This is a genomic window from Pseudomonas sp. RSB 5.4 (assembly GCF_037126175.1).
Classification (GTDB): domain Bacteria; phylum Pseudomonadota; class Gammaproteobacteria; order Pseudomonadales; family Pseudomonadaceae; genus Aquipseudomonas; species Aquipseudomonas fluorescens_H.
Window position 1 is genome coordinate 2,647,682 of the sequence record NZ_CP146986.1, and the last position, 19,103, is coordinate 2,666,784.

Genomic DNA, 19,103 nt, shown 5'->3' on the forward strand with positions numbered 1-19,103 from the left:
TTACGGAGCATTAGTTCTCTTTCTCAATTGACAATCATTATCATTCAACATAATTTGTCGCTCGATGTGTAGGACGGCCCCGTCCCCCAGGCGTCCCACTAACCTATTGGCAGCAAGGTGATTTCCATGACGGAACAAGTATCCACAAGCAGGTGCGATTCACCGCTACTTCAGGCCTTCGTCGACAATCGACTGATTCTGGTGAAGATTGCAGCCCGCATTACCGGCTGCCGTTCGCGCGCCGAAGACGTGGTTCAGGATGCGTTCTTCCGGCTGCAGTCGGCTCCACCGATCACGTCGTCAATCAAGGCTCAATTGAGTTACCTGTTCCAGATCGTGCGCAATCTGGCCATCGATCACTACCGCAAACAGGCGCTGGAGCAGAAATACGCAGGCCCGGAAGAGGAAGGGTTGAACGTGGTCATTCAAGGCGCTTCGCCAGAAACCTCGCACATCAATTTCTCGACACTGGAACACATCGCCGACGCGCTGACCGAACTGCCCAGCCGCACCCGCTACGCCTTCGAGATGTACCGCCTGCACGGGGTGCCGCAAAAGGACATCGCCAAGGAACTCGGCGTCTCGCCGACCCTGGTCAACTTCATGATTCGTGATGCGCTGGTGCACTGCCGCAAGGTGTCGGGCAGTCGTGGGGATGCGGCCTCGATGGGTCGTCGCTAAGCCCTGAATTCGGCGTCAAGCCATTCGCGAGCAAGCCCGCTCCCACATTTGACCGGCGTACACAGGTCGATGTGGGAGCGGGCTTGCTCGCGAATGCGGCCTCAAGATCACGTAGATCTTTGAGGCCTGAACCTCAGGCCAGCTTGCACCGATCAAAAAACCGCTCACGCCCCAGAATCATCAGCGCCGCACGCTTGTGCGGGAAATCGAATTCCTTCTCGCAGTGGAAGCACTGGTTGTGCATGTGGCCGATCATCTTCGCATTGTCGGCACGCGGTTCGGCGACCACACGCTGAGTGCGCGGATCATCCAGAAACAGGTAATGCACCAGCGCCGACAACCAGCTCGCGACTTTGTGCGGGCCACGGTGATTCTCCTCCCCCACCAGCATGTGAATGCCACGGTCGTAATTGTCGGCGTCGTAGAACGGCGCGATACGGTCTTCCTTGGCCCAGTAGGCTTCGAAATAGGCAAACGGCTGATCGTCGAAACAACCGATCAGCGTCAGGGTGTGCGGATCGGCGTCGAGCTTGCTCAGGTATTCGCGATGCTGCTCAAGACTGCCCTCCTCCTGCCAGAAACTGGCGACCCGCGGACTGTTCTGCCAACGGTTGAAACGCGCCAGATCCTGCTCGATTTCCACCGTGCGCAGGGAAATCCACGCACCGAGACGCGCATCGAAGCGCCGATAGACTTCACCGCGCGGCTTCACCGGGCGCAGCGGATGGCGCTTGCCCTGGCTGATCACCATTTGCTGCGGGTAGCTGCCGCTCAACGAGGTGCCGAGCCATGGCTGCGGCAGTTGCCAGAACAGTGTGCGTTCGCAGCGATACTCACCCGCCACCTCGGTACTCACCAGCAAACCGCTGAGCAAGGCTTCGCTGGGGGGCTGATCCAGCTGCCAGAGCAATTGCTGGCGCTCCGGCTCACGGGCGAACAACCAGTAACAGGCCGCCCACAACGCCAGGCCGGGCGGCAGGGCAAAACGCTCATCGAGCTGAATCGGGCCGTTGCCGTCACGATCCATACGCAGGCGAATCAGCGGTTGCCCGTCCAGGCTCAGGCTCAGACGGCTTTCAGTTGCATCGGCTACCAATTGGCTGCCCGAAGGCAAGGCCAGGGCAGTCAGGTCATTCAGATTGGACATGGGTCGGGCTCACGATAATCGTCGACAGTTCAACGATGGGACGTGAGCCAAGGGAGGAAATTTAGCCGCCGGGATGAAAAACGCTCAGGGCTGCGGCACCGGCACCACGGCAATCTTGTACGGCTCGAAGATTTTCAGCATCTGGCCGTTGTTGCGTAAACCCTGCAGTAACTTGCTGAACGCCTCGCCGGTGATCGGTGCGCTCGGGCGCAAAATGGCGTAGTGGTGATAAATCTGATCGATGCGCTGCGACACCAACAGCTCATCTTTAACCTTTTCATTGCGCTTCAGATAATCGAACAGGTATGAGCGCGTCACCAAAGCAATGTCGGCGCGCCCGCGCAGAACCATCAACAGGTTGCTGTCGTGGGAATAGGTCAGCGTGGCGTTGAACGTATCAGCAAGGTATTTGGGATCGGCATTGAAGTTGGCGAACTCATAGTGATAACCGCTGTACAGCGCCAGGCGCTTGCCCTTGAGATCGGAAAAATAGTTTTCCTGGCGAGCATCTTTGCGTTGCGCGACAAAAATCTCGGCATCTTCCAGGCCCATATCGACCGTGGTATGTGGAATGTCCTTCCAGCCCCACTCGGGGTTTTCGAAGATGGCCATGTCGGTGCGACCTTCCTTCAGATCGCCGAAACGCCGGGGAATCGAGGTCGGTACCAAGACAAACTGATAGTCCGACTGCAACGCGTTGAGCGCTTCGACCAATTCCGGCAGCAGCCCGGTATCGGCGCCGCTTTCCGGGCGAATGGTGTAAGGGGGAAAGTGCGCGGCGCCCACTCGAACCAGTTGCGCCGCCTGCGCAGGCAACCCTGAAAATGCCGTCAGCGCGACGAGTACCAGACCCGTGGCCGTCCGAATTGGCGAAGACTTCAAAACACCCCACTCCCCGAAAAAATACCGATCAATGCATTCAAGCTAGGCGGTTTCGCCCAGTTAGCCAGTTTCCCGACCTTATAGAAAAGTGGGTTAACGCTCTTCGAGCACCAGAATCAGCGCTTCATCGGCCAACTGATCGAGGCTCAGGCTGCCGCCGGCACGGAACCAGGTGGTGGTCCAGGACAGCGCGCCGGTGAGAAAACGTCGGGTAACGAACACATCGCCACGAATAAAACCGGCCTCCTTGGCTTCCCCCAGCACCTGCAGCCAGATGTCCTCGTAGACATCGCGCAGGTCCAGCACCCGGGCCTGACCGTCTTCGGACAACGAGCGCCATTCGTAGACCAGCACCGCCATGGCTTCGCCGCTGCCGCCCATGATCGATTGCAATTCGCAGCGAATCAGCGCCAGAACCCGCTCGCGCACATGGGTGGCTTCGGCCAGCGCGGCGCGCATCAACGCGGTGTTGTAGCGGATGGTCTCCTCCATCACCGCACGGAGGATTTCATCCTTGCTTTTGAAGTGATGAAAAATGCTCCCGGACTGAATCCCCACCGCCCCCGCCAGGTCACGCACCGTCGTGCGCTCGTAGCCCTTGTTGCGGAACAGGTGAGCCGCTACTTGCAGCAGTTTGCCGCGGGCACTGTCAGGGTCGGTCAACTGGCCCTGGTCGACCAGTTCGCGCATGACCCTCAGGGCTTTTTGCTCGTCCACCCGTTCTCTCCTACAGTCGATCAGTCTGTTGCCCCCTGAACACGCAGGGTTGCGCGCAATTTAAGCCGCGGGCCGCAACCAAGCAAGCGCTTGGGCAGAAGATATTTCAGTGGTTTACAAACCAAGCGCTTGCTTGGTAGCCTCCAGACACTTCTGTCGCAGGTTCCTGAGTCGGAGATAAAAATGCCCACCACCGTTCGGATCGGATGCGCCAGCGCATTCTGGGGTGACACCAGTACTGCCGCCGCACAACTTGTGGCCGGCGGACAGCTGGATTATCTGGTGTTCGATTACCTGGCCGAGATCACCATGTCGATCATGGCCGGCGCCCGTATGAAGGACCCGCAGGCCGGGTTCGCCGGGGACTTCGTCGAAGTACTCGCGCCGCTGCTGCCGCAACTGGCTGAACAGAAAATCCGCGTCATCAGCAATGCTGGCGGGATCAATCCAAAAGCCTGTGCCGCCGCCCTGCAAGCCGCCTGCGACAAGGCCGGGGTCAAGCTGAAAATCGCCGTGCTGCTCGGCGATGACCTGCAACCGCAATTCAAGCAACTTGCCGCCCAAGGCATCCACGAAATGTTCAACGGCACGCCGCTGCCGCCGATGTGCGTATCGACCAACGCCTACCTCGGCGCACCGGGCATCGTCGAAGCCCTGCGCCTGGGCGCCGACATCGTCATCACCGGGCGCGTGGTCGATAGCGCGGTGGTCAGTGCGGCGCTGGTGCATGAATTCGGCTGGGCGTGGCACGACTACGACAAACTGGCCCAGGCCGCGCTGGCCGGGCACATCATCGAATGCGGCGCGCAATGCACCGGTGGCAACTTCACCGACTGGCGCGACGTGCCGGATTACGAACACATCGGTTTCCCCATCGTCGAAGTCAGCGCCGACGGCCAGTTCATCGTCAGTAAACCCGAAGGCTCCGGCGGATTGGTGACGCCGCTGACGGTTGGCGAGCAGATGCTCTATGAAATCGGTGATCCGCAGGCGTATCTGTTGCCGGATGTGGTCTGCGATTTCACTCAGGTCAAACTGCAGCAACAAGGCAAAAACACCGTGCACGTCCACGGCGCCAAAGGTCTGCCGCCCAGCGACAAATACAAGGTCAGCGCGACCTGGCCGGACGGTTTCCGCTGCACCGCCAGTTGCCTGATCGCCGGTATCGATGCGGTGGACAAGGCGCGGCGCGTCAGCCAGGCGATCATCGACAAGACCTCGGAAATGTTCAGCCAACGCGGCTGGCCAGCGTACAGCGAAGTCGACATCGAACTGCTCGGCAGCGAATCTACTTACGGCCCTCACGGCCAGCGCCGTGACAGCCGCGAGGTGGTGATCAAACTCGCGGTGCGCCATCCACTGAAACCGGCGCTGATCCTGTTCTCCCGGGAAATCGCCCAGGCTGCCACCGGCATGGCTCCGGGGCTGACCGGCATCGTCGGCGGACGGCCGACGGTATATCCGTTGATTCGCATGTTCTCGTTCCTGATCGATAAAAACGTCTGCATCCTGCAAGTCGATATGGCCGGTGAACAGCACCCCTGCGCCCTGCCCGCGCAAACACCACTCGACAGCCACGATCTGCCAACCCCCGACCAGCCACCGAAACCCCAGGGCCGTGCCGACGCCAGTGTACCCTTGGTGAAACTGGCGGTGGCGCGCTCCGGCGACAAGGGCAACCACAGCAACATCGGCGTCCTGCCGCGCCGCCCCGAATACCTGCCGTGGATCGCCGAAGCGCTGACCCCGGCAGTGATTGTCGACTGGATGAGCCACGTGCTCGACCCGATTCATGGCCGGGTCGAGCGCTGGTACCTGCCCGGCACCCACAGCCTGAATTTCCTGCTGGAAAACGCCCTCGGTGGTGGCGGTGTCGCGAGTCTGCGTATCGATCCACAGGGCAAGGCCTTCGCCCAGCAGTTGCTGGAAATCCAGATCCCGGTGCCGCAGAGCATCGCCGAACAGCTCGACTAGAGGATTCGCGTCATGGCTTATGAGTCAATTTTCCGTGCAGATCTGTTCAGCGGCCAGAACATCATCGTCACCGGTGGCGGCAGCGGCATCGGGCGCTGCACCGCGCATGAACTGGCGGCGCTCGGGGCCAATGTGCTGCTGGTCGGGCGCAAGCCGGAAAAACTGCAAAAGGTCGCCGCTGAAATCACCGAAGACGGTGGCCGCGCACACTGGCAAGCCTGCGACATCCGTGATGAGGAAGCGGTGAAACAACTGGTCACTGAGTTGATCGCCGAACACGGGCCGATCCACGGTCTGGTCAACAATGCCGGCGGCCAGTACCCGTCGCCACTGGCCTCGATCAATCAGAAAGGCTTCGAAACCGTGCTGCGGACCAATCTGGTCGGCGGCTTCCTGATGGCCCGGGAAGTGTTCAACCAGTCGATGAGCAAGCACGGTGGCAACATCGTCAACATGCTCGCCGACATGTGGGGCGGCATGCCCGGCATGGGCCATTCCGGCGCGGCACGTTCGGGGATGGACAACTTCACCAAGACCGCCGCGTTCGAATGGGGTTACGCCGGGGTGCGGGTCAATGCAGTGGCGCCGGGCTGGATCGCATCCAGCGGCATGGACACTTATGAAGGCGCGTTCAAAGCAGTGATCCCGACCCTGCGCGAACATGTGCCGCTCAAGCGCATCGGTACCGAATCGGAAGTCAGTGCGGCGATCGTTTTCCTGCTCAGTCCGGCGGCGGCGTTCATCAGCGGCAGCACCTTGAAAATCGATGGCGCGGCCAGTCTCGGCAGCCGCGCATGGCCGTTGCACAAGGCGAGCCACAGCGAGTCGTTCAACGGTTTCCATCGGGCGTACTTGCCCGACGTCCTCAAGGACAAGGAGTAAGCCATGCCGCAGATCCAGTCCCAACTCGATCCGCACAGTGAGGCCTTCGCTCGCAATCAGGCGGCGATGCTCACGGCCATCGAGCACGTCCAGCAACTGGAACAGAACCTGCTGAACAAGGCTGCCGAAGCCAAGGCCAAATTCGACAAGCGCGGGCAACTGCTGCCCCGCGAACGCCTGAATCTGCTGCTCGACCCCGGCGCACCGTTCCTCGAACTGGCGAGCCTGGCCGGCTACAAACTGCACGACGACAAGGACGGCAGCGCCGCCGGCGGTGGCCTGATTGCCGGCATCGGTTACGTGTCCGGCATACGCGCGATGGTGGTGGCCAACAACAGCGCGATCAAGGGCGGCACCATTTCCCCGACAGGCCTGAAAAAGTCCCTGCGCCTGCAACAGATCGCCCAGGAAAACAAACTGCCGGTGATCACCCTGGCCGAGAGCGGCGGGGCCAACCTCAACTATGCCGCGGAGATTTTCGTCGAGGGTGCGCGCAGCTTTGCCAATCAGGCGCGCATGTCAGCCATGGGCCTGCCGCAAATTACCGTGGTGCATGGTTCGGCCACGGCGGGTGGCGCGTATCAACCGGGGCTGTCGGATTACGTGGTGGTGGTACGCGGCAAGGCCAAGCTGTTTCTTGCCGGGCCGCCGCTGCTCAAAGCCGCGACGGGCGAGGTCGCCACCGATGAAGAGCTGGGCGGCGCCGAGATGCACGCGCAGGTCGCCGGCACCGCCGAGTACTTGGCCGAGAACGATGCCGATGGCGTGCGGCTGGTGCGCGAGATCCTGCGCATGTTGCCGTGGAACGAGCAACTGCCGTGGCTGCCCGAGCCGCAATACAAGGCGCCGCTGTACCCGATCGACGAACTGCTCGGACTGATCCCCGACGACCCGAAAAAGCCCTACGACGTGCGCGAAATCATTGCGCGGATTGCCGATGAATCTGAGTTCCTTGAGTTCAAGGGCGAGTTCGATCAACACACCGTTTGCGGCCAACTGAAAATCCATGGTCGCGCCTGCGGTTTGATCGGCAACAACGGCCCGATCACCCCCGCCGGGGCGAGCAAGGCCGCGCAGTTCATTCAGCTGTGCGACCAGAGCCAGACGCCGCTGCTGTTTTTCCATAACACCACCGGGTTCATGGTCGGCACCGAGTCCGAGCAGCAAGGCGTGATCAAACACGGCTCGAAACTGATTCAAGCGGTGGCCAATGCGCGAGTGCCTAAACTGACGATTGTCGTCGGCGGCTCCTACGGTGCCGGCAACTATGCGATGTGCGGACGCGGTCTCGATCCACGCTTCATTTTTGCCTGGCCCAACAGCCGCACCGCGGTGATGGGCGGCGCGCAGGCCGGCAAGGTTCTGCGCATCGTCACCGAGGCCAAACAGCTCAAGGAGGGACTGGTACCGGACCCGAAAATGCTCGACATGCTCGAACAGGTCACCGCGCAGAAACTCGACAGCCAGTCCACCGCGCTCTACGGCAGCGCCAACCTGTGGGACGACGGTCTGATCGACCCACGCGATACCCGCACCCTGCTCGGATACCTGCTGGATATCTGCCATGAAGCCGACATCCGCACGCTGCAACCCAACAGCTTCGGCGTCAGCCGCTTCTGATTGCAACGGATCCCAAGGAGAACAATAAAAATGATCTTCACCCCGGAACACGAAGCACTGCGCCGCACCGTCCGCCAATTCGTCGAGCACGAAATCAACCCGCACGTCGATGAATGGGAACAGGCCGGGCGCTTTCCGATCCACGAGATTTTCCGCAAGGCCGGCGACCTCGGGTTGCTGGGGATTTCCAAACCGGAAAAATTTGGTGGCATGGGCCTCGACTACAGCTATTCGATTGTCGCCGCCGAAGAGTTTGGCACCATCCACTGCGGCGGCATTCCGATGTCGATCGGCGTGCAGACCGACATGTGCACCCCGGCGCTGGCCCGCTTCGGCTCCGATGAATTGCGCGACGAATTCCTCCGCCCCGCGATTAGCGGCGAGCAGGTCGGCTGCATCGGAGTCTCGGAAGTCGGTGCCGGCTCCGACGTCGCCGGGCTCAAGACCAGCGCGCGCAAGGACGGCGACGACTACGTGATCAACGGCAGCAAGATGTGGATCACCAATTCACCGAGTGCCGACTTCATCTGCCTGCTGGCCAACACCTCGGACGACAAGCCGCACATCAACAAGTCGCTGATCATGGTGCCGATGAACACCCCGGGCATCAGCCTCAGCTCGCACCTGGACAAGCTCGGCATGCGCAGCTCGGAAACCGCGCAGGTGTTTTTCGATAACGTGCGTGTGCCGCAGCGCAACCGCATCGGCCACGAAGGCGCCGGGTTCATGATGCAGATGTTGCAGTTCCAGGAAGAACGCCTGTTCGGCGCGGCGAACATGATCAAGGGTCTGGAATATTGCGTCGACAGCACCATCGAGTACTGCAAGGAGCGCAAGACCTTCGGCAACGCGCTGATCGACAATCAGGTGATCCACTTCCGCCTCGCCGAGTTGCAGACCGAAATCGAATGCCTGCGGGCGCTGGTCTATCAGGCCACCGAGCAATATGTGAAAGGTCAGGACGTCACGCGTCTGGCGTCGATGGCCAAGCTCAAGGCCGGACGCCTCGGTCGTGAAGTCAGCGACAGCTGCCTGCAATATTGGGGCGGCATGGGCTTCATGTGGGACAACCCGGTGGCCCGCGCCTATCGCGACGTGCGGCTGGTGTCGATTGGTGGCGGCGCCGACGAAATCATGCTGGGGATCATCTGCAAACTGATGGGCATCCTGCCGGGGAAAAAGAAATGAGCGCCCTGCCCGACTGCCAGACGCTGCTGCTGGAACAGCACGGCGGCGTGCTGCACATCACCCTCAATCGCCCGGAAAGCCGCAATGCGATGAGCCTGCAAATGGTCAGCGAACTGCGTGCGGTGCTGGCGGCAGTGCGTGATGACCGCGGGGTTCGCGCTCTGGTCCTCAGCGGTGCCGGTGGGCATTTCTGTGCGGGTGGCGACATCAAGGACATGGCCAATGCCCGTGCCCAAGGGGCCGACGCCTACCGCGCGTTGAACCGCGCCTTTGGAGCCCTGCTGCAAGAAGCTCAGGACGCACCACAAGTGCTGATCACCGTTTTACAGGGCGCAGTGCTCGGTGGTGGTTTCGGGCTGGCATGTGTCAGCGATATCGCAATGGCCGACCATCAAGCACAGTTCGGTCTGCCGGAAACCAGCCTTGGCTTGCTACCGGCGCAGATCGCTCCGTTCGTGGTGCAACGCATCGGCCTGACCGAGACTCGCCGTCTGGCACTGACCGCCGCGCGCTTCGATGGCCATCAGGCCCGGCGGTTGGGGCTGGTGCATTTTGTCGAGCAGGATCCGCAAGCGCTGGCCGAACGCCTCGATGAAGTGATCGACCATGTTCTGTGCTGCGCGCCCGAAGCGAACGCGGCAACCAAAAAGCTGCTGCTGGCCAGTGCCGGGCAGCCTTCGAGTGAATTGCTGGATGAAGCGGCGCGGTGGTTCAGCGAAGCGGTGACCGGGGCCGAAGGGATCGAGGGCACCCTGGCTTTTGTGCAAAAACGTAAACCGAAGTGGGCCCTTTAAAAGCATCGCGAGCAGGCTCACTCCCACAGACGAAACGCATTCCAAATGTGGGAGCGGGCTTGCTCGCGAAGAGGCCAGCACCAACACCGCAAATTCCGAGGGAACAGCCATGCCCGCCATCCACAAAATCCTGATCGCCAACCGCGGTGAAATCGCCTGCCGCATCCAGCGCACCGCCCAGGCCCTCGGCTATCGAACCGTTGCCGTATTCAGCGATGCCGACGCCAATGCCCTGCACGTGCAGATGGCCGATCAAGCGGTGAACATCGGCGCCGCACCGGTGCAACAGTCCTATCTGAACATCGCGGCGATCCTCGACGCCGCCCGCCGCAGCGGTGCCGACGCGATTCATCCCGGCTATGGCTTCCTCTCGGAAAACGCCGGGTTCGCCCGCGCCTGCGCAGAAGCCGGCCTGACCTTTATCGGCCCCAGCGCCGACGCCATCGAACTGATGGGCAGCAAGCGCCTGTCGAAAATCGCCATGCTCGAAGCCGGCGTACCGTGTATTGCCGGCTATCAAGGCGCCGCGCAGGACGACGCCACCTTGCTGCGCGAGGCCGAGCGCATTGGCTACCCGCTGATGATCAAGGCCAGCGCTGGCGGCGGTGGACGCGGGATGCGCCTGGTGCACAGCAGCGAGGAGTTGCCGGCGCAATTGCGCACCGCCCGCTCCGAGGCGCTGAACGGTTTCGGCAGTGATGAACTGATCCTCGAACAAGCGCTAATCGAACCACGGCACGTCGAGGTGCAACTGTTCGGCGACCACCACGGCAACCTGATTTACCTCGGCGAGCGCGATTGCTCGGTGCAGCGCCGCCATCAGAAAGTCATCGAGGAAGCACCCTGCCCGGTGATGACCCGCGAGTTGCGCCAGGCCATGGGCGAAGCGGCGCTCAAGGCTGGCCGAGCGGTGAATTACGTCGGTGCCGGCACCGTCGAGTTTCTGCTCGATGCCCGTGGGCAGTTCTACTTTCTGGAAATGAACACGCGTCTGCAGGTCGAGCATCCGGTGACCGAGTTGATCACCGGGCAGGATCTGGTCGCCTGGCAATTGGCCGTCGCCGAGGGGCAGCCGCTGCCGTTGACTCAGGCACAGATCACGCTGAACGGCCACGCCATGGAAGTGCGTCTGTATGCCGAAGATCCGACGCAGAGTTTCCTGCCGCAGACCGGTCGTGTCCAGGCTTGGGAACCGGCAGTCACTCCGGGTGCGCGGATCGATCACGGCTTGCGCGAAGGTCAGTGGGTCAGCCCGTTCTACGACCCGATGCTCGGCAAACTGATTGCCCACGGCGCCACCCGCGAAGAAGCGCGGCGCAAACTGTTGCGCGCGGTGCAGGACAGCGTGCTGCTCGGCGTGCAGACCAATCAGCGTTTGCTGGTCAGCCTGCTGCAACATCCGCAGTTCATCAGCGGCGAATTCAGTACCGCGTTCATTGCTCAGCACTTCACTGACCACCCTTGCCTGCACGCCTACGCCCCCGGTGCGGAGGAACTGGCCATCGCCGCCGTGCTGTTTTATCAGTCTGGCGCGCGGGCGCATCGTGCGCCACTCAAGGGCTGGCGCAACAATGCCGGCGTGCCGCTCAATTTCCGTCTCGGTGTGGAAGAACGGGACTGGACCTTGCAGCTGCTTGCGGACGGCGCTGGCCGATTCACCGTGAACGTGATGCAGCGCGCGCTGGCGCTGACCGTCATCGATTGCGACGAGCGCGCTGTGACGCTGGAAGTCGACGGCCTGCGCCAGCGTCACGCCTATCGGGTCGATGGTGAAGAACTCTGGCTGTTCACCCACCCCGGCAGCCTGCGCCTGGAGGATCGAACTCATGCGCTCATCAGCAGTCAGAGCAGCGTCAGCTCCGGCACACTCAAGGCGCCGATGGACGGTGCCATCGTCGACGTGCTGGTCAGCGAAGGCAGCACGGTCAGCAAGGGTCAGTTGCTGGTGGTGCTGGAGGCAATGAAAATGGAGCACCCGCTCAAGGCCGGCATCGACGGCGTGCTCAAGCGGGTGCAGGTCAAGGTCGGCGATCAGGTAAAAAATCGTCAGGTTCTGTTGCAGGTCGAGTGAGTCGCCAGGCGCAAACGCGAGGTTTGACTACGCTCTGATCTATCAGGACGCGTAAATCAGGAAACCTGCGATGCCCCATTGGCTGGTCATTGATCTGGAAGCCACCACAGATGAAGGTGGCTGGCCGGTTACGGAAATGGAAATCATCGAAATCGGCGCGACGCTGGTCGATCGTGCCGGTCGCGAGCAGGATCACTTTCAGCGGTTCGTCAAACCGACCCGGCGGCCGTTGCTGACGCCGTTCTGTCGGGAACTTACGCACATCACCCAGGCCAACATCGACGCCGCGCAGCCGTTGAGCGAGGTCTGGCCGGCGTTCGAACGCTGGCTCGGGCAACACCAGACGCGCCTCGAGGGCTGGGCCAGTTGGGGCGATTACGACCGCAAGCAATTGCTCCAGGAGTGGCAACGCCTGCAACTCGACAGCGTACTGAGCCGGGTGCAGCACATGAACCTCAAACAGCGCTTTGCCAAGGCGCGGCGACTGGAACGACCGTTGGGCCTGAATGGCGCGCTGCAACTGGCCGGCATGCAGTTCAGCGGTCAACAGCATCGGGCCCTGGAAGATGCGCGCAACACCGCGCGGTTGCTGCCGCTGGTCTTGCCACTCTGAAGTCAGGGCGAGAACTCGCCGGACACGCCCCGGGCAGGTGACGGCGCCGGGAGCCTTGTGCATACTGGCCGGCCCTTTTTAACCCTTTTAAGTCCCATTCAAGAGGAATCGCCCATGTTCAAAGTCAACGAGTACTTCGACGGCACCGTCAAGTCGATCGCTTTTGGCACCGCTGAAGGTCCGGCGACCATCGGCGTCATGGCCCCGGGCGAATACGAATTCGGCACCGCTCAGCGCGAAATCATGCACGTGGTCTCCGGCGCACTGACCGTCAAACTGCCGGACAGCAGCGACTGGGAAACCTTCGCTGCCGGCAGCCAATTCAACGTGCCGGCCAACAGCAAGTTCCAGCTGAAAGTCGCCGTTGACACCGCCTACCTGTGCGAATACCGCGGCTAGGCCCACGGCTTTTCCCGGTGCAAAAAAATGCCCGTGTCCATGGACACGGGCATTTTTCATTTCTGGCCTTGATTATTCGAGGATTTCCACCGGCATACCGACTTCCAGTCGACCATTGCTGTCGTTGACCAGATTCTGCCCGAACATCGCGCCATCGGCCTGAGCGCGATACTTCTGCAAGGTCGCCAGCGGTTCGCGATCGGCACTGCGCTCCCCGGTCTGCGGATCGATGGTGGTCAGGATGCAGCGCGAGCACGGCTTGACCACCCGGAATTCGACAGCGCCGATGCGAATGCGCTTCCAGCCATCTTCGGCGAACGCCGCACTGCCTTCGATCACAAGATTGGGCCGGAAACGCAACATCTCCAGAGGTCGTCCGACCTTTTGCACCAAATCCTGCAACGACGCCTCACCAATCAGCAACAGCGGGAAACCGTCGGCAAATGCCACCTGATCATCCTCGCGGCCGTAACCGGCCTGCGTCATGCGCGCGCGATCAAGTGGCACCTGCACCAGACGGGTTGGCTTGCCGATGAAATCGCTGACCCAGCGGGCCGCTGCATCACCGGCATCCGGCACGCGCAGGGTGTCACGCCAGATGGTCACGCCGCGCAGCTCGGCATCGTCCTCGGGCAACGGGATATCCAGCGCGGTGTGGTCAGGCGCACTGAGGGTCAGACCGCCCTGCGCATTCCACAGCGCCGACAGCTGGCTCATTTTCGCTTCGGCCCGTTGGGTCAGGAAGCGGCCGCTGGCCTCGTCTACCAGCATCCAGCGTCGGTCACCTTCCAGGCCAAGTTTATCCAGGCCAATCGATTGCAGAATCTCGGGCTTGCCGGATTTCAACGGGTAACGATAAAGCGCACTCAGACGCAGCATGTCCAGCTTCCTGATGGGCAAAAAAGCCACCCTATACGAGCTTTATCCGTGAATCAAAGGCAGATGCGCGCCCCCTGAAAAGATAACTTTGTGGCGAGGGGATTTATCCCCGATGGGGCGCGAAGCGGCCCCACCTGAATCAAGAAGCGGGACCGCTGCGCAGTCCATCGGGGATAAATCCCCTCGCTACAGGGTTTCGTCAGGCTGGCACTTCATCGAGCATCAGGCGCTGACGCACCACATCGACCAGTTTGTCCGGCTGAAACTTGGAGAGGAAGTTGTCGCAGCCGACCTTCTTCACCATCGAGTCGTTGAAACTGCCGGACAGTGAGGTGTGCAGCACCACGTACAGGCCACGCAGGCGCGGGTCGTTGCGGATCTCGGTGGTCAGGCGATAGCCGTCCATTTCCGGCATTTCCGCGTCGGTGAACACCATCAGCAGTTTGTCGGTCATGTTCACCCCGGTATCGGCCCAGGCCTTGAGCATGTTCAGCGCCTTCAGGCCATCGCTGGCGATGTGCATCTTCACCCCGAGCTGGCCAAGGGTGTCGCGCAGTTGCGACAGCGCCACATTGGAGTCGTCCACCAGCAGCACTTCGCGGCCGCGGGCACGTTCCAGCACCGGATCGTCGAGCTTGTCACGCGAGACCTTGGCGTTGTACGGGACGATCTCGGCGAGGACTTTCTCGACGTCAATGATTTCCACCAGTTGATCGTCAACCTTGCTGATCGCGGTCAGGTAATGCTGGCGCCCGGCGCTGGTCGGCGGCGGCAGAATGGCTTCCCAGTTCATGTTGACGATGCGATCCACGCCACCGACAAGGAAAGCCTGCACCGAACGGTTGTACTCGGTGACGATGATGGTGCTGTTCGGGCCCGGCACCAGCGGACGCATGCCGATCGCCTGGGACAGGTCGATCACCGGCAGCGTCTGGCCGCGCAGGTTGACCACGCCGCAGACAAACGGGTGGCGCTGCGGCATCAGGGTCAGCTTCGGCAATTGCAGAACTTCCTGAACCTTGAACACGTTGATCGCGAACAATTGGCGTCCGGCCAGTCGAAACATGAGAATTTCCAGGCGATTCTCACCCACCAGTTGCGTGCGTTGGTCTACCGTGTCGAGAATGCCGGCCATCAATGACTCCTGGGCTTGTTCTGATGAATTCACTATTGAGGGGTTATCGGCTGTTTATGGCGATTCTTGATCCCCACAGAAATCAGTATCAAAATGCCATACTCAGGCATTGATGTCACATTAACATCATGGTTTACTGGCTCGGTGTTTTCATCTGCTACATTTTCTTCTGGCGCGACCACGGTTGGCGTCACAGGTTCCCGCGTGTAAGGGAATCCCCTAGTAACAATCAGGCCCAACCTGATGTTCGCAATATCCAATAGCCATTAATGTGACGCCATTCTCATTGCATGAACGGAGTCAGGCTATTGTGTGCGATCGCAGGTCAGTGGAACCTTACCCTCTGGAAAACCTCAGCCAGTGCACTTGCACGGTGGGGCGCGATCTCCCGACGATTCATGATCGTCGACACACACGGCATTCCCTCATCAGACATGACGCTGTGGAGATAAGCATGCCAATCGACCGCAAAGACTGGGCACAACGCTTCCCCGAATTTCTCGTCGAAGCTGAAACACTCCTGGCCAAGTCCGAAGAATGCCTGAGCCACCTGCAACTGATCAGCAACGACAAGGACGCCATCGACTGCATGCGCAGCACCCTGCTCAAGCTAGCGAGCCGTGCAGAAGCGTTGGCATTGGAGGCGATCTCCGAGTTTTCCCTGCATATTCACAGCCTGCTCGACCACGCGCCGGAACATATCGACCTGCATGCACAGGCTCTTGATGCGCTCAAAGACTGTTTCACCCTGATGGCCTGGCAAATCGAACTGGTCGATCAGAACACTGGCCAGTTGAGCCTGGATGCCAGCGAACAGACCTCCCTGATCGAAGCCTTCGCGTTCCAGGTAGGTCAAGGCGAATTTCAGCCGTCACTTGCGACTCAACCGTTGTCACTCATGTCTTATTCGGAACGGCAGGCCTGATTCAGTGCTGAAATTGCACGAATCCAGATAGCTGATCCGCACCGCTGAATGTCGCAATTGAATAGTTCATACCTGCCAGCGACAAACCGAATTAAATAATCACACCTGACACCAGCGGAAATTTTCCTGCGGCCTCAGGGTTTGCCTGTGTCCGTGTAACGATCAACTTCGAGCAACATCGAAATCTATCGAACACAATAAATCGGCTTTTCCATTATGGAACTCACGTCCAACATGGCCTCTTTCATGACTCAATGGACATATATGGCAAACGCGACCAACGGTATCTTAAGTGGTATTATGCCGGCCATTAGTTGCTTTCAATTTAATGGCACAGTGATTCAGTGACAGGCATCCATCGAAGTTTGCGGTCAAATGTCGTTCACTGACCCCGGTTAAAATCAATAACATAATTGACAGCATTTTCAGACAGAGATCCGCCCGCCACCGGCCGGTCTGCCCGCAGCGAACATCTATTGGCTCCATCCGTTATGTACGCCAGCCTCAAGTCAATCACCACATGGCCACCCTCCCGGGAAAATGCACGCCGGTTCACTCTCATATTGTGTGTCAGCGCAGCCGTTGGCAGCTTGCTGACCTATGGTTTTGCGGCGCCACTCTCACTCGGTCTGCTGCTGTTGAACATCGCCGCCACCGCTTGTGTCTGGGTGCAATATCGGCTGTCACGCAAATCGATCAAGTTCCAGCCTCAGGAGCTCGCCGACCGCTTGCTGGAAGTCCAGGAAAACGAACGGCACCGGCTCAGCCGCGAACTGCACGACGATATCGGTCAGTTGCTGACGGCGGCCAAGCTGCAAAGCGAATGGCTGAAAAGACGTCTGCCGCAAGACCTGCAAGAGCAATGCTCGACACTCTGCGACACCCTTGAGGAAACCCTGAACAAGGTGCGCGACGTGTCGGCCATCCTCAATCCGCGCCAACTGACCAGCCTCGGGCTGGAGGCCAGTCTGCGTGCGCACTTGCTCAAGACTCTGGCCAACACGCCGGTGCACTGGAGCCTCGATTGCCAGCAGCGGCTCAACGGGATTCCCGAAGAAATGGCAGTCGCCGCCTTTCGCATCACCCAGGAAGCGGTCACCAACATTCTGCGTCACGCGCAGGCCAGCAACCTGTTGATCCGCGTGCAACGACTGCCGCAAGGCCTGACGCTGTTGATCAGCGACGATGGCCAAGGGTTTGCGCCTGCTGCGGATCCGGGGCGGGAAGGACAGCGCGGCATGGCCGGGATGGCCGAAAGGATCGAGCAGTTGGGCGGCACGCTGAACGTCATCAGCGAGCCGGGCAAAGGTACTCAAATCGAAGCACTATTCCCCTGGGCGCCCCGTGCACTCGAGCGGGCCAGTACGAATAAGGTTATGCGTTGACTTGTAACTTACTTCTGGTGGATGACCACTCGCTGATCAGGGCCGGCGTGCGTGCTCTGGTGCTCGACATTCCCGGTTACGCGGTCGTTGGCGAAGCCAGCGATGGCTCGCAGCTGCTCGAAATGGTCGAGCAACTGGTGCCCGATATCGTGTTGCTGGATATCTCGATGAAGGAAACCGGAGGCCTGGAAGCCCTGCAACGGCTCAAGCGCGTGCGGCCACAAAGCAAGGTACTGATCCTGTCGATGCATACCGATCCGGCGCTGATCATGCAGGCACTGGAATCCGGGGCGCACGGTTATCTGCTCAAGGACACGACGGCCACCGAGCTTGAACATGCCCTCGAAGCCCTGCGCAACAACGAACGCTACCTGAGCCCGGCGATCGCCCACACCGTGATCAACCAGGCGCTGACCCGCACGCAGAAAAACCAGCCGGAAGTGGCCGACTCGCACAACCTGACGGCACGCCAGCTGGAGATCCTGCGGTTGATCGTCCGCGGTAAATCCACCCGGGAAATCGCCAACGGTCTGGGGCTGAGCATCAAGACAGTCGAAACCCATCGTTCGCAGATCATGAAACGCCTGCAGATCTACGACGTGGCGGGCCTGGTACTGTTCGCGGTACGTGAGCAGATCATCAGCCTGGACGACTGATCGAGCGGGCACTGCCCAACAGCGGCGAATGCTCGGGCAAGTGCACCCGCAATGCTCCCGGACGGGCCTCGAAGCGCAGGCTTTCGCCTGTCAGCGGCTCGCCGTCAAGATTGATGCTCAAGCCCTCGGCGACCTTGATTTCAACCCAGGGCAAGCGGGCGCGCACAAACATGTTATCGAGGCCGAAACCATCGCTGAGCAGATTCTTCAGCGTGCCCACCAACTCCTGTGGAGCGGGCAGAATGCTGATGTCCAACAGGCCATCATCCGCCAGCGCCTGCGGGCACAATACGTGTCCACCGCCCGCCTGGCGGCCGTTGCCGATGCCCAGCGCGAGTAGCTCGCCACGCCAGTGAAAGTCTGGCCCCTGCAGTTCGCCATAGGCCGCGTGCAACTCACTGAAGCGCGATAAGCCGGTGAACAGATAGGCGGCCCCGCCCAACACTTTTTTCAGATCCTCGGACGTATTGGCCGTCACCTGGCTACCGAAACCGCCGGTGGCCATATTGAGGAAAATCTGCCCGCCCACTTCGCCCAGATCAATATCACGCGGCGGTACATCGAGAAGTTCAAGTGCCTCGGCCGGCTCCAGCGGGATCCCCGCCGCGCGGGAAAAATCGTTGGCCGTCCCGAGCGGCAACAGCACCAGACTGGCCTTGTGCGAATGCGCCGCCAGGGCTTCAGCGATATCCCGCAACGTACCATCACCACCCCCGGCGATGATCTGCCGATAGCCGCCTGCCAGCGCCTCCTCCACCAGGCGCTGAGCGTCACCGGCCTCCCAAGTCAGACGCACTGCCAACTCCCAGCCCTGCTCGCGCTTTGCTTCGACGGCGGCGCGCACCGCCTCATTGAGTGCCTGCTTGCCATGCAAAATCAACAGCGCCCTGCGCTCACTCATAACGGTCACTCCCCACGGTTGAATCGGTATGAAACATCTTGACCTCTGGCACCCGCAAAAAAGCCATGGCAATCCCATTTAATTCAAACGATTGCCTGTTGCAGTCCTACACAGCGGTATTTTTTCTTACGATATGTGAGGAATCGGCTCAATTGACCAGACTCGATCATTGATTCACCGTGTGCAGGTGGTATCAATCTTCGATTTAACAACACAAGGACGTGCAGGTAATGAGTGGATACACCCTCGGTGCT

The 19,103-nt window shown here is 60.5% G+C and carries 18 protein-coding genes; 12 read left to right on the forward strand and 6 right to left on the reverse strand.

Annotated features, from left to right (window positions below; translation table 11 throughout):
• Window positions 1-126: 126 nt before the first annotated feature.
• A complete protein-coding gene (locus V9L13_RS11810) occupies window positions 127-681 on the forward strand; it encodes an RNA polymerase factor sigma-70 (protein ID WP_003226680.1) in 555 nt (184 codons plus the stop codon).
• Between the two features lie 133 nt (window positions 682-814).
• Here the strand turns inward: V9L13_RS11810 and V9L13_RS11815 are convergent, their stop codons facing one another.
• The 3 genes from V9L13_RS11815 to V9L13_RS11825 all read right to left on the reverse strand — a co-directional run bounded on the left by V9L13_RS11815 (window position 815) and on the right by V9L13_RS11825 (window position 3,427).
• Window positions 815-1,828, reverse strand: coding sequence for a GNAT family N-acetyltransferase (locus V9L13_RS11815; protein WP_338802593.1), 1,014 nt, complete (start codon window positions 1,826-1,828; stop codon window positions 815-817).
• A gap of 84 nt (window positions 1,829-1,912) precedes the next feature.
• Window positions 1,913-2,710, reverse strand: a complete 798-nt coding sequence (locus V9L13_RS11820) for a transporter substrate-binding domain-containing protein (RefSeq protein ID WP_338802594.1) — start codon at window positions 2,708-2,710, stop codon at window positions 1,913-1,915.
• Window positions 2,711-2,803: 93 nt separating this feature from the next.
• A complete protein-coding gene (locus V9L13_RS11825) occupies window positions 2,804-3,427 on the reverse strand; it encodes a TetR/AcrR family transcriptional regulator (protein ID WP_338802595.1) in 624 nt (207 codons plus the stop codon).
• Window positions 3,428-3,610: 183 nt separating this feature from the next.
• On the opposite strand from V9L13_RS11825, the gene V9L13_RS11830 reads away from it, so the two are divergent.
• The 8 genes from V9L13_RS11830 (at window position 3,611) to V9L13_RS11865 (ending at window position 12,968) form a co-directional block, all read left to right on the forward strand.
• The gene (locus V9L13_RS11830; RefSeq protein ID WP_338802596.1) at window positions 3,611-5,401 is read left to right on the forward strand and encodes an acyclic terpene utilization AtuA family protein; all 1,791 of its coding nucleotides are present in this window, start codon (window positions 3,611-3,613) and stop codon (window positions 5,399-5,401) included.
• Between the two features lie 12 nt (window positions 5,402-5,413).
• Window positions 5,414-6,283 carry an SDR family oxidoreductase gene (locus V9L13_RS11835; protein ID WP_338802597.1) on the forward strand — a complete coding sequence of 290 codons (870 nt, stop codon included), beginning with the start codon at window positions 5,414-5,416 and terminating at the stop codon, window positions 6,281-6,283.
• 3 nt (window positions 6,284-6,286) lie between these two features.
• Window positions 6,287-7,903 (forward strand): geranyl-CoA carboxylase subunit beta, encoded by a 1,617-nt coding sequence (atuC, locus tag V9L13_RS11840; protein WP_262141935.1) that lies wholly within the window; start codon window positions 6,287-6,289, stop codon window positions 7,901-7,903.
• A gap of 30 nt (window positions 7,904-7,933) precedes the next feature.
• Entirely contained in the window at window positions 7,934-9,091 is a 1,158-nt protein-coding gene (atuD, locus tag V9L13_RS11845; protein ID WP_003226692.1) for a citronellyl-CoA dehydrogenase, read from the forward strand.
• The gene (locus tag V9L13_RS11850) at window positions 9,088-9,885 is read left to right on the forward strand and encodes an enoyl-CoA hydratase-related protein (RefSeq protein WP_338802598.1); all 798 of its coding nucleotides are present in this window, start codon (window positions 9,088-9,090) and stop codon (window positions 9,883-9,885) included. Before atuD ends, V9L13_RS11850 begins: the two co-directional genes overlap by 4 nt.
• Window positions 9,886-9,994: 109 nt before the next feature.
• The gene (locus V9L13_RS11855) at window positions 9,995-11,956 is read left to right on the forward strand and encodes an acetyl/propionyl/methylcrotonyl-CoA carboxylase subunit alpha (RefSeq protein ID WP_338802599.1); all 1,962 of its coding nucleotides are present in this window, start codon (window positions 9,995-9,997) and stop codon (window positions 11,954-11,956) included.
• Between the two features lie 70 nt (window positions 11,957-12,026).
• Window positions 12,027-12,569 (forward strand): exonuclease domain-containing protein, encoded by a 543-nt coding sequence (locus V9L13_RS11860; protein ID WP_003226699.1) that lies wholly within the window; start codon window positions 12,027-12,029, stop codon window positions 12,567-12,569.
• Window positions 12,570-12,683: 114 nt separating this feature from the next.
• Window positions 12,684-12,968, forward strand: a complete 285-nt coding sequence (locus tag V9L13_RS11865; RefSeq protein ID WP_003226701.1) for a pyrimidine/purine nucleoside phosphorylase — start codon at window positions 12,684-12,686, stop codon at window positions 12,966-12,968.
• A gap of 72 nt (window positions 12,969-13,040) precedes the next feature.
• Here the strand turns inward: V9L13_RS11865 and V9L13_RS11870 are convergent, their stop codons facing one another.
• Together V9L13_RS11870 and V9L13_RS11875 are read right to left on the reverse strand one after the other, a co-directional pair.
• Window positions 13,041-13,847: an MOSC domain-containing protein gene (locus V9L13_RS11870; RefSeq protein ID WP_338802600.1), complete on the reverse strand. Its 807-nt coding sequence runs from the start codon at window positions 13,845-13,847 to the stop codon at window positions 13,041-13,043.
• Between the two features lie 199 nt (window positions 13,848-14,046).
• Window positions 14,047-14,982 (reverse strand): chemotaxis protein CheV, encoded by a 936-nt coding sequence (locus V9L13_RS11875; RefSeq protein WP_003226705.1) that lies wholly within the window; start codon window positions 14,980-14,982, stop codon window positions 14,047-14,049.
• 454 nt (window positions 14,983-15,436) lie between these two features.
• Here V9L13_RS11875 and V9L13_RS11880 point away from each other — a divergent pair, with 454 nt between their 5' ends.
• From V9L13_RS11880 to V9L13_RS11890, 3 genes are all read left to right on the forward strand, one after another.
• The gene (locus tag V9L13_RS11880) at window positions 15,437-15,907 is read left to right on the forward strand and encodes a hypothetical protein (RefSeq protein WP_103483810.1); all 471 of its coding nucleotides are present in this window, start codon (window positions 15,437-15,439) and stop codon (window positions 15,905-15,907) included.
• Window positions 15,908-16,398: 491 nt separating this feature from the next.
• Window positions 16,399-17,292, forward strand: coding sequence for a sensor histidine kinase (locus V9L13_RS11885; protein WP_338802862.1), 894 nt, complete (start codon window positions 16,399-16,401; stop codon window positions 17,290-17,292).
• Window positions 17,289-17,948 (forward strand): response regulator transcription factor, encoded by a 660-nt coding sequence (locus tag V9L13_RS11890; RefSeq protein WP_003226712.1) that lies wholly within the window; start codon window positions 17,289-17,291, stop codon window positions 17,946-17,948. The genes V9L13_RS11885 and V9L13_RS11890 overlap by 4 nt, the downstream gene beginning before the upstream one ends.
• Here V9L13_RS11890 and yegS read toward each other — a convergent pair.
• Window positions 17,932-18,849, reverse strand: a complete 918-nt coding sequence (gene yegS / locus V9L13_RS11895; protein WP_338802601.1) for a lipid kinase YegS — start codon at window positions 18,847-18,849, stop codon at window positions 17,932-17,934. The two genes, V9L13_RS11890 and yegS, sit on opposite strands and share 17 nt — an antisense overlap.
• Between the last annotated feature and the right edge of the window lie 254 nt (window positions 18,850-19,103).